Annotated in this window: 9 protein-coding genes; 5 read left to right on the forward strand and 4 right to left on the reverse strand. The window is 64.3% G+C overall.

The window, feature by feature from the left end:
- Positions 1-51 precede the first annotated feature (51 nt).
- Together CLV47_RS20100 and CLV47_RS20105 are read left to right on the forward strand one after the other, a co-directional pair.
- A complete protein-coding gene (locus CLV47_RS20100; protein WP_106350914.1) occupies positions 52-906 on the forward strand; it encodes a hypothetical protein in 855 nt (284 codons plus the stop codon).
- 26 nt (positions 907-932) lie between these two features.
- Positions 933-2,201, forward strand: coding sequence for an LCP family protein (locus CLV47_RS20105; protein ID WP_106350915.1), 1,269 nt, complete (start codon positions 933-935; stop codon positions 2,199-2,201).
- Positions 2,202-2,244: 43 nt separating this feature from the next.
- Here CLV47_RS20105 and CLV47_RS20110 read toward each other — a convergent pair whose 3' ends face one another.
- The gene (locus CLV47_RS20110) at positions 2,245-3,339 is read right to left on the reverse strand and encodes a YihY/virulence factor BrkB family protein (RefSeq protein WP_202862713.1); all 1,095 of its coding nucleotides are present in this window, start codon (positions 3,337-3,339) and stop codon (positions 2,245-2,247) included.
- Between the two features lie 143 nt (positions 3,340-3,482).
- Here CLV47_RS20110 and CLV47_RS20115 point away from each other — a divergent pair, with 143 nt between their 5' ends.
- A complete protein-coding gene (locus tag CLV47_RS20115; RefSeq protein WP_106350917.1) occupies positions 3,483-5,747 on the forward strand; it encodes a xanthine dehydrogenase family protein molybdopterin-binding subunit in 2,265 nt (754 codons plus the stop codon).
- A 173-nt stretch (positions 5,748-5,920) separates the two neighbouring features.
- Positions 5,921-6,511: a TetR/AcrR family transcriptional regulator gene (locus CLV47_RS20120; protein WP_170111185.1), complete on the forward strand. Its 591-nt coding sequence runs from the start codon at positions 5,921-5,923 to the stop codon at positions 6,509-6,511.
- 28 nt (positions 6,512-6,539) lie between these two features.
- Here CLV47_RS20120 and CLV47_RS20125 read toward each other — a convergent pair whose 3' ends face one another.
- On the reverse strand, positions 6,540-7,697 hold the full coding sequence (locus tag CLV47_RS20125) for an acyl-CoA dehydrogenase family protein (RefSeq protein WP_106350919.1): 1,158 nt from the start codon (positions 7,695-7,697) through the stop codon (positions 6,540-6,542).
- A 45-nt stretch (positions 7,698-7,742) separates the two neighbouring features.
- Positions 7,743-8,741, reverse strand: coding sequence for an NADPH:quinone oxidoreductase family protein (locus CLV47_RS20130; RefSeq protein ID WP_106350920.1), 999 nt, complete (start codon positions 8,739-8,741; stop codon positions 7,743-7,745).
- 184 nt (positions 8,742-8,925) lie between these two features.
- On the opposite strand from CLV47_RS20130, the gene CLV47_RS20135 reads away from it, so the two are divergent.
- Entirely contained in the window at positions 8,926-9,690 is a 765-nt protein-coding gene (locus CLV47_RS20135) for a siderophore-interacting protein (RefSeq protein WP_106350921.1), read from the forward strand.
- 150 nt (positions 9,691-9,840) lie between these two features.
- Here CLV47_RS20135 and CLV47_RS20140 read toward each other — a convergent pair.
- Positions 9,841-10,782, reverse strand: a 942-nt coding sequence (locus CLV47_RS20140; protein WP_146135467.1) for an HNH endonuclease signature motif containing protein, incomplete at its 5' end; no start/stop codon positions are given.

Here is a 10,782-nt window from a genome sequence, read left to right on the forward strand (position 1 = left end):
GACTGACCAGATTGAGGCGAGCGACTTCGACGTAAGCCGGACGCACAGACCATGATCATTGGCCTGCTGTGCGCATTCGGCGGCGCCGTCGCAATGGGCGTCGCCTCGATCCTGCAGTCCATCAGCGCCAAACGCTCAGCCGCGCTGTCGACAATTCACGCGGGTCGGATCGTCAGGCTCATTGGCCACCCGATGTACGTCGCGGGCATCGCGCTCGACCTCGTTGGCGCCGTCGCTGCGCTTATTGCCCTGCAACACCTGCCCATTTTCCTTGTGCAGTCGGCGCTCGCGTCGAGCGTTGCGATCACCGCCCTCATCGCGGCCTTCTTGGGATCACGGATCCGGCGAGCGGAGTGGCTCGCATTGGGCGCCCTGGCCGTCGGCCTGATTCTGCTCGCGCTCGCGGCGGCACCCGCGCCGTCGTCGCCGCTGGCTGGTCACTGGAACTGGGTGATGCTGGCGGCAGCGATTCCGGTGGTCGCGCTCGCCGGAATCGGGGTGCGCGCCGCGGACCGACGCGCGGGAGTCATTCTGGCTGTTGCCGGCGGACTGAGTTTCAGTATCGTGGCCATCGCCGCCCGAACGCTGTCGATGTCCGCACCGTTGTGGCACCTGCTGGCCGCGCCGGCATTGTGGGTAATCGTGGTGCATGGAATCCTCGCGACCGTAATGTTTGCGATGGCCTTGCAGCGCGGATCCGTCACCTCCGTCACCGCGCTGACGTTTGGCACCGAAGTGCTAATCCCGTCGGCCATCGGCCTGGCCTTCCTCGGTGACGCGGCACGGTCCGGTTTCGCGGCCGCCGCCGCCGCGGGTTTCGTTCTTGCGATCGTCGGCGCGCTGGCACTTGCCCGATTCTCCGAACCTGACCTGAACACCGGGCGCACTAATGTTGTGCCTACATGACATGCGCAGATAGGTAACCAGACTCGATGCCCGAACCCACACTTCCGCCCGAGCTCGACCCGCGGCGCCGTCCGGCCGTGCGGCCCCGAGCGAACACCGGCAATCGGGCTCGTTCACGAGCCGACCGCAACAAACGCAAACGGTACGCCGTACTCGTCGCGCGCACGCTTGCCACCGTCATCTCGGTGGCCCTCCTCGTTGGCGCGGGTTTTGTGCACAGCTCGATTAACCGATTCAACGCGCACGCCGGGACCCTGCCCGGGACTTCGGATGTCGCAGGCAACAAGGACGCCAAGGGCGTCAACGGCGCGGATATGAACATCCTGGTCATCGGTGACGACAGCCGGGACGGCTATACGCAGGCGCAGCTTGCCGAACTCAGCACACAAGCGAATCCTGGCAACAACACCGACACGCTGATGCTCATCCACGTGCCCGCCAACGGAACCGCTGCCTCTGTCGTGTCGTTCCCGCGCGACTCGTATGTGTCGATTCCTGGCTACGGCAAGAGCAAGATCAACTCGGCGTACGCCGACGGCTATAACGACGCGCCGCAGAGTTCGACGCCCGCACAGCGCCAGGCCGCCGGCCAGGCCCTGTTGATCAGCACGATCAGCCAGCTGAGCGGCGTAAAAGTCGACCATGTCGTCACCGTCAGCCTGCTCGGCTTTTACAACCTGACCAATCAGCTTGGCGGGGTCGAGGTCAATCTGTGCCAAGCCGCGAAGGACAGCTACAGCGGGATCGACCTGTCGGCAGGCAAGCACCTGCTCATGGGCAAGGAGGCACTCAGCTTCGTCCGTCAGCGGCACGGACTTCCTAACGGCGACCTCGACCGGGTCAAGCGTCAGCAATACTTCTTTGGCGCAACCATCCGAAAACTGCTGGGTCAGAATCTGCTCGACGTACTGAACATCTCCAAGCTCAACAACCTCATCGACGCGCTTGCCGGGACCATCAACTACGACAAGGGCCTCAATCCTTTGGACCTTGCCGCGCAGATGCGCGACATCGCCGCGGGCAACGTGAAGTTCCAGACGATCCCGCTCGCGGCACAGCCATTCGTCACCAAGCCAGGAGTCGGTGACGTCGTCATGCCAGTGGGACAGAGCGAGATGTATTCGTTCTTCCAGGGCCTATCCGCGGCCACCACCGCGCCCGCGCCCAGCAGTACGTCGTCCGCCGCCGCGCCGTCCGCGTCCGGGAGCGCGGCGCCGACGACGGCAGCGGGCTCCGGCAGCGCGGCCCCACCGACTCAGGCGACGACCGCGGCCAACACCGGCTGCGTCAACTAACTGCGTCGCACGCTTGCGTCCGTGGCGCATTCCGACTCGAACACTAAGCGGCGTCGGTAGATCTCGACTTCTTCGATTTCACCGGGTAGTGCTCGAGGAGAGCGTTGTTGAACTGCGCGCCGATAATGATGGCCATCGATGCGAAATAGTAGAACAGCAGGAAAGTGATCGGGGTCGCGAGCGCGCCGTACGTCAACCCGTGGGAATAGACGTAGCTGAGGTAGATGCGCAGCCCGATGCTCGCCACGAGGAAAATCGCGGCGGCGAGCAGCGCACCGGGAAGCCCGCGCAGCCACGGATGTCGGAATTTGGGCGCGACTTTGTAGAACGTCGTCATCAGCAGGATGATCACAATCGCGAGCACCGGATAGTACGAGAACCCGACAATGGTCGCCACGTCGTCGCGCCACGAAGTCGGGAAAAGGTTCGGCAGGTACGACGGGCCGATCGCCAGGATCGGCAGCAGCAAGATCCCGGAGAACAACGCGATGAGATACAGGCCGAGCGCGAAGAATCGCTCCTTGATCGGGTGGCGCACCTCGTGCTGGCCGTAGGCAACCGTGATCGATTCGACGAATGCCGCCATCGCCGAAGACCCGGCCCAGAAGCTAATGACCAGCCCGACCGAAATAGCGCCACTTTGGTTGTGCCGCAGGATCGTCGACACGGTGTCGCCGAGGAGGTTGGACGCGACCTCCTCGTTGAAGACGCTGTGCAGGAATTTGTCGATCTGATGGTCGATCTGGTTCAGGGTCCCGGGACCGAACAGCCGCGCAAACGGCCCGACCAGACCGAGCAGCGCCAACAACAGCGGCGCCGTTGACAGTGCACACCAAAACGCGGCCTGCGAACTCATTCCGAAAAGGGAGTCGTCCCACGTCTTGGACAACGTCCGCAGCAATACTTTGCGAACTCGGTGATGGACCCGTCCATCGGCGCCGCGCTCGGGCTGCTCTCCCGCCTCCCGCCAGAATTCCGCAGCATCTTTGGTATCGACGCTGCCCGTCTCATCGGGGATGTCCCCGACCGACTTCACAAGGTGGCCGTCGACTTCCAGCCCGCTGTACTCCCGTGAAGCGTCTCGGTCAGGTACGTCGACAGACTCCTCCGAAGGGTCTGGAGGCGGCGAAGTGGTCACCAGTTGAGCATGCCGGAAATTTCGCTCAGCCGCTCGGCCAACACGCGCAACGGGAGTGAGACACCCACCGCGCCTGCCACAACTCACCTGAGCACAAAATATTCGGGGTTGAGTACGCCGCTCATCTGATAAAGACTGCATCAGTGAGCATTCTTGGTACCCGCGTCCTTCGGACCGAAGACCCCCGCTTCTTGACCGGACAATCCATCTACACCGCAGACCTGAAGGACGACCGGCTCGCCGGCGCCCTGTTCGCGCACTTTGTGCGCTCGGACGTCGCGCACGGCACTATTCTCAGCATCGACACCGACGACGCCGCGCAGATGCCCGGCGTCGTTGCAATCTATACGGCTGATGACCTGCTAATGCTGCCCAGCCCGCCGACGATGCGGCCCACCGAGACGAAGATGAACCGGCAACCGCTGGCGACCGACACGGTGCGGTTCGCCGGCGAGCCGGTCGCGATCGTGCTGGCCGAAACCGCCACGCAGGCGGCGGACGCGGCCGAGCGGGTCGAGGTCGACTACGACTTCCTCGACGCGGTCACCGATCCGCGCGAAGCACTCAAGGACCAGGTGCTGCTCTATCCCGACGTGGGCACCAACGTCACGGTGCAACACGGCTTCGAAAACGAACCCGACGAGAACCTCTTCGACGGTTGCGAAGTCGTCGTCACTCAAGAGGTCCTCAACCCGCGGCTTGCCGTCGTACCGTTGGAAGCCCGCGCGGGCGCCTGCTGCTGGGGGGACGACGGTCGGCTGACGATCTGGCTGAGCAACCAGGGCGCGCAGAACGCCAAGCGCGAGATCGCGCTGCAGCTCGGCTTGGAAAAGGATGTCGTACGGGTAATCACGCCCGACGTGGGTGGAGCGTTCGGCGCGAAAGCGGGGGCGGACGTCGAGTACGGCATCATCGCCGCTGCGTCACGCAAGGCCGGTCGCCCAGTGCGGTGGACCGAGTATCGCTCGGAAAACATGATCGGCATGACCCACGGCCGCGGCCAGATCCAGACCCTCACCATCGGCGGGTCCAAGGACGGCAAGATCGAGGCCTACCGGATCGACATCCTGCAGGACTCCGGCGCATATCCACGCTCCGGCGCGATGCTGCCAACCATGACCCGGCTGATGGCGCCCGGCGTGTACGACATTCCGCGGGTCGAGTCCCGCTCGACGTCGGTCGTCACCAACACGACGTCCATCGCGGCGTACCGCGGCGCCGGTAGGCCCGAGGCCGCAGCCGCGATCGAGCGTGCCGTCGACCTGTTTGCGCAGGAGATCGGCATGGATCCCGCGGACGTACGCCGGCGCAACTTCATCAAACCCGAGCAGTTCCCCTTCCAGACCCACGGCGGGGCCAACTACGACAACGGCAACTACGACGGCGCACTCACGATGGCCCTCGAAGCTGCCGGGTACGACGCCCTGCGGGCCGAGCAGAAGCTACGCCGGGAGCGCGGCGACACCGTGCAGATCGGGATCGGTATCTCGACGTACGTCGAGGTCACCTTCGGCGGCGACCGCGAAAACGCGACCGTCGAGGTCCACCCGGACGGCACCGTCACGGTGCTCACCGGCACATCGCCGCACGGGCAGGGTCACGCGACCTCGTGGGCGATGCTCGTGTCCGACCAGCTCGGTATCGACATCGACAAGATCACGGTGCTGCATGGCGACACCGACCTGATCCCCAACGGCGGTGGCACCGGAGGTTCACGCTCGCTGCAGCTCGGTGGCGTGGCCGTCATGGCCGCGACCGGCGACCTGGTCGAGGAGGCGAAAAAACGCGCCGCCCTGGTTCTCGAGGCGGACGTCTCGGACCTGCAGATGGACGCGCGCACCCAGGCCGTGGTCGTCAAGGGCGCGCCTGGTGCCAGCGTCGCGCTGGCAAAATTGGCCGAAGACGAACCGCTGTCGGCGTACCGGGTATGGAACGGCGAAGGTCAGACATTTCCCTTCGGCGCGCACATTGCCGTGGTCGAGGTCGACACCGAGCTCGCCGACGTCCGGCTGCGCACCCTCACCTCGTGTGATGACGCGGGCACAGTGCTCAACCCGCTGTTGTGTGAGGGCCAACGGATGGGCGGTATAGCGCAAGGCGCGTCGCAGGCGCTCTATGAAGAGTTCGTGTACGACGAATACGGCAACCCGATGACCTCGACGCTGATGGACTACCCGTTCCCGACGGCGGCGGACCTGCCGTCGTTCAACCTCGTCACACAAGAGACACCGACGCCGCGAAATCCGCTTGGCGCCAAGGGAATCGGCGAGGCCGGCACGATCGGCGCCACCCCGGCCGTACAAAACGCGATCGTCGATGCGCTCAGCTACCTCGGCGTCAACCACGTCGACATCCCCGCCAATCCACAACGGATCTGGGAGACGATCCAACGCGCAAACACCAAGTAACGCGAGCATGCGCGCGCACGCATGTCGAAGTTGGCTCAGACTGACGCGTCAGGCACGGATCGCTACCGCCCCGGACGGTTGAGCACGCGCCAAACGGTCAAATCAGACATCGAACTTGCCGACTCGGCATCGGAACACTGAATGGGCGCCGCCGGTCCATTAGCATGATCTACATGGCTAGACCACGTGCGGATGACGTGCGAGACCGTGTCGTACTTGAGACTTTCGCACAGATCGCCGATCGCGGAGTCGACGGCATGAGCATGCGCACCTTAGCCGCGGCAACCGGTCTCAGTGTTGGGACCATCACCTACCACTTCACGAACAAGCGGCGGCTGCTGCTAGAAGCAATCACCTACGGCTACCAACGTCGGCCGTCTGGCTTTCAAGACGGAGACGCCGTACGAAGCCTGCAGGCCCTCCTGCACCGCTACGATCTCGGGACCGAGAAGCGCCGCACGTGGTGGCAGTTCTGGTTGGCCGTCGTCACCTACGCCCAGAAGGACGACGAGATTCGCAGCCTGCTCACCGCACAACATCACTCGGCCGTCGGGCGATTCCGGGACCTCATCTTCGAGGGCATCACCAGCGGCGAACTCCAGGACGTCGACGTGCCCGCGACGGCGGAACGATTGGTCGCGCAGGCGCACGGACTCGCTATTGCACAACTTGTCGACCCGTCGGCCGACGAGATTCTCCGACGGGGACTGCCTGCACTCCTCGATCCGATCCGGCGGAAAGACGAAGACCGCACGCCGACTTAGAGCGACGAAAAGAAACCCGAATGCCGGTTCAGAACTTCTTACCGAGGATGTCGCGGGCCATCACGATCTTCATGATCTCCGTGGAGCCCTCCATTTGCTTACACATGCGGAGCTGGGCGTAGAAATCGCCGAACGGGTAGTCCTCAATCGCCAACCCCCGGCCACCCAGGACCTGCATAGAACGGTCCACTACCCGCAACCCCGCATCGATGCAGTAAGCCTTCACCATGGATGCCTGTACACGCGCCGCGGAATATCCTCCACGATCTACCATCCACGCGGCGTAGTAGGTATTCCAACGAATCGACTCGATGTCGTAGTGGTTATCAGTCAGCATCCATTGGATCGCTTGGTTGTCACCGAGCTTTCCGCCAAAGACTTCGCGGCTGCGGGCGTAGTCCACAGCCAGTTGCTGGCTACGCTCGGACATCCCAAGCGCGAGGCCGCCGAGCCGAAGCCGGAACCTATTGAACTGATGCTGCGCGATTTGAAAGCCCCCACCCTCTTCCCCGAGAAGATTTTCGGCCGGCACCACAACATTGTCGAGGGCCACCTCCTCCTCGATCCCCCACGTGCGAGAAAGGACCGGGATGTCACGCGCCTTCTCGAATCCAGGAGTGTCGTTATCGACGAGAAAGATGCTGATCCCTCGGGCGCCCTTTGAGGCATCCGTGACCGCCGCCACCGCGGTGTACGAAGCACCTTGATGCCCGGTGCGCCACATCTTGCGTCCGTTGATGACCCAGTGGTCACCCTTGCGAACTGCGGTCGTCTTGATCCCCGCCAGGTCTGAGCCCGCGCCGGGTTCGGTGAAGCACATCGACCAGCCGGTCTTGCCTTCTAGCACCGGATAGAGGTATTTCTCCTTTATCGGATCCGCGGCGTCGTACATCACCGGCCACGGCGCGAATATTGTTCCTGGAATACGACGAGGGGACCTTGAAAACTCGGCAAGGACGAGCGCGTCCTCCATAGCTCCCAGTCCCTGACCGCCGTACTCCTTCGGGACGATGAGGTTGGTAAGGCCAAGATCCTTTTGGCGCTCCTTCAATGTTGCAACGAGTTCCGGGCTGTATTCCGCCACCGTCACCGGCCAGCTGCGGTAGTGCGGCAGCACGTCGGTGTCGACGAACTCTCGCGCCCGGCGTTGTAGGTCGAGCTGGTCTTCAGTTAGTTCTAGGTCCATGCTTAATGTCCTCTCACGGTGATTAGTGCTAAGCGGTGAGGCGCGTCAAGCCCGCATACTCACAGCGATTTTTCCGACAGCTCGCCGCGACTCGAGTCTTGCGACCGCGGCCGGCGCATCCTCAAACGTGAACCGCTCGGTGACCTTCGGCTCGATTTGCCCGGCTTGCCACATTGCTAGTAGGGCCTCGACGTTTGCCGCGTTTGCGTCGGGTTCTTGCCGGATGAACGTCCGCCAGTCCACGCCGAGGATTTGGCAACTCTTCAGCAGTGCGATATTCAGTGGCACGCGCGGAATCCCTGCGGTAAAGCCGATAACGAGGTGGCGACCGCCGCGCGCGATGCTGCGCAAGACGGGTTCGGTGTAGCTCCCACCAACCGGGTCGACGACGACGTTGATGCCACCCGGAGTGAGATCTTTAAGTTGTCCGGCAAGGCCCCTTTGTTGAGCGCCATCCTGCAGGTTTGCGTCGTACACGAGCCCTGCGCTCGCCCCGCACGACAGTGCGAAGTCGAGCTTTGACTGACTCGACGCGCAGGCGATCACGTTCGCCCCGAGGGCCGCGGCTACGTCGATCGCGGCGGTACCGACACCACCTGCTGCACCTAGTACCGCGAGTGTTTCGCCAGCTCGTAAGTGGCCCACATCGTGGAGTGCGTGGTACGCCGTCGCGTAGGCAAACAAGAAGGTGGCCGCTTCGGCGCGCGGCAATCCGTCCGGGACTCGGAAGCAACGGTCCTGTGACTGGACGACGTACTCGGCCATTGCACCCCAGCCACAGGTGCCGCTCACAACGTCGCCCACCCGGAACCGGGTTACTGCACTTCCGGTGCCTTCGACGACACCGCAGAACTCACTGCCGGGGACAAACGGGCGGGGCGGTTTGACCTGATACAGGTCGCGGATCAGGAGGCTGTCGGGAAAGTTGATACCGACGGCCTCGACGCGAATGAGGACATCGCCGGCCGCGCACTCGGGAATTGAAACCTCCTCGAGCGCAAGGCTCTCGGGGCCTCCCGCCAGGTGGCTGATCCACGCTTTCATCTTGCCAACCGACGCCAATGGTCGCTCCGCATCACTTGGGGTCTTGTTTACCCGCGTAGACTCGCACGATCGTGCGACTTCTGTCAATACGCATCGATGAGCGCTGAGGGCGCCGAGTCACCTGCGCCAGGCGGTCCGCTCCTGCCGTGCCGTGCCGAATCGCTCGTGCAAGTAAACTGCGCACGTGCAGCGACCCGAGACCACATACTTCGCAGATGTTCTGACCAACGAGATGATCACGCCGCACATGCGGCGAGTCGTCTTCGGCGGCCCCGGCCTTGCCGAGTTCACCTCGTGTGGCATCGCCGACGAATGGATCCGATTGTTCTTTCCTACTGCCGCAGGCGAGCCCGCTGTCCTGCCAGTCAGCCAAGGAAAGGGGTGGTCGTTTCCGGACGACGTACCGCGCGAAGGCCGCTGGTATTCGGTACGCCGGTTCGATCCCGCCCTGTCCGAGTTGACCGTTGACATCGTCGACCACGACGGCGGCGTCGCCACGGCGTGGGCTCGGACCGCGGTGCCCGGCGACCGGATCGCGGTCAGCGGCGCCGACGGTCGCTACGGCGCCGACGTACCCACCGACTGGGAATTGATCGTCGCGGACATGACCGGGTTGCCCTCAGCGCTGCGGATACTGGAAGAAATGCCCGCGGGCAAGACGGTCGTCGCGGTGTTCGAGGTCCAGTCGGTGGCAGACCAGCAGGTGGTGCAGACGTCGGCGGAGGTCGACGTGCACTGGCTAGTCCATCCCGAGCACGGCAGTGCGCCGAGCCAGCTCGCACCGTACGTCGAGGCTTTGGAATGGCACCCGGGCACGCCGTACGTCTGGATGAGCGCCGAGGCCGGCGCAACTCGCGACGTCCGCAGCTATGTACGCCGCCAACGACGAGTGCCGAACGGCTGCGCTGATGTCGTCGGCTACTGGAGTATCAAGCGCAACACCCGCTGACGGTCAAGAGCGACCGCTCATGGTGGATCGAGGACTCTCGTACTCGCTAGTTCCGTTGCCGGTGGCGGGTCTATTCGCGTCTGTTGTTGAGGGTGATGCGGTGATGCAGGACCGGGACGCGGTCGGGGTCGATCCACGCCGGTGGCGGGTCTATTCGCGTCTGTTGTTGAGGGTGATGCGGTGATGCAGGACCGGTACGCGGTCGGGGTCGATCCACGCCGGCGGGCGCCAGTGCGGTAGTCCGCTGATCATGACTGATTCCCAGCCGCGGTCCTCGTATTCACGGTGGTGATACCCACACGCGAGAGTCAGGTCGTCGATGTCGGTCGGGCCGCCGTCTCGCCACGCGGTGACGTGGTGGATTTGGCACCATTCCGGTGGCGTGTGGCATCCGGGGAAGGTGCAGCCGCCGTCCCGCGCGACCAGCGCGATGTATTGGCTCGCGGTCGCGAGCCGTTGCGCCCGGCCGAGGTACAGCACGACACCGTTCGAGTCCAGGACCGCGGGCAGGAACCGCAGGTGCGCCGCTTCGGCGAGTAGGTCCCGCACCGGGACGCGGACACCATGCGTGCTGGTGGCGTATCCGCAGCCGGCCTTGAGGTCCTCGAGGCGGATGGTGGTGATCACGGTCCCGCGGGTCCCGCCGCGGCCACTCGGCGCACCACCGCTACTGCCGCCGTTGCTGGTGCTGCCGTTTCCGTTGCTGCCGCCGGTGCCGCCGTCACGGTCGCTGTTGGTGCTGCCGCCGTTGCCGTTGCTGCCAGCGTTGCCGGTGCCAGCACCATCGCTACCGCCGTGACTGCTGTTGCTGCTGCGGTTGGTGTCGAGGAGTCGGTTGACTGCCGCGAGTAACGCGTCGTGCATCCGTTGCCCCGCGCTGCGGGCGTCCCGCCCGGACGCATCGGCCGGTCGCGGCGCGGCGAGCGGGTCGAGGACGGCGCGTAGTTTCGCGAGCAGTTCCGCGGTGACCTGCCCGGTCACGGCGCCGGAGTCGTGCAGGTGCAGGGCGCGTTGCCGGGCGCGTTGCTCGTCGCGGGGTTCGTCACCGTCGGGGTCGAGGCGGTCGATGATTTCGGTGGCGAGGTGCTCAAG

It is taken from the genome of Antricoccus suffuscus, from assembly GCF_003003235.1.
Classification (GTDB): domain Bacteria; phylum Actinomycetota; class Actinomycetes; order Mycobacteriales; family Antricoccaceae; genus Antricoccus; species Antricoccus suffuscus.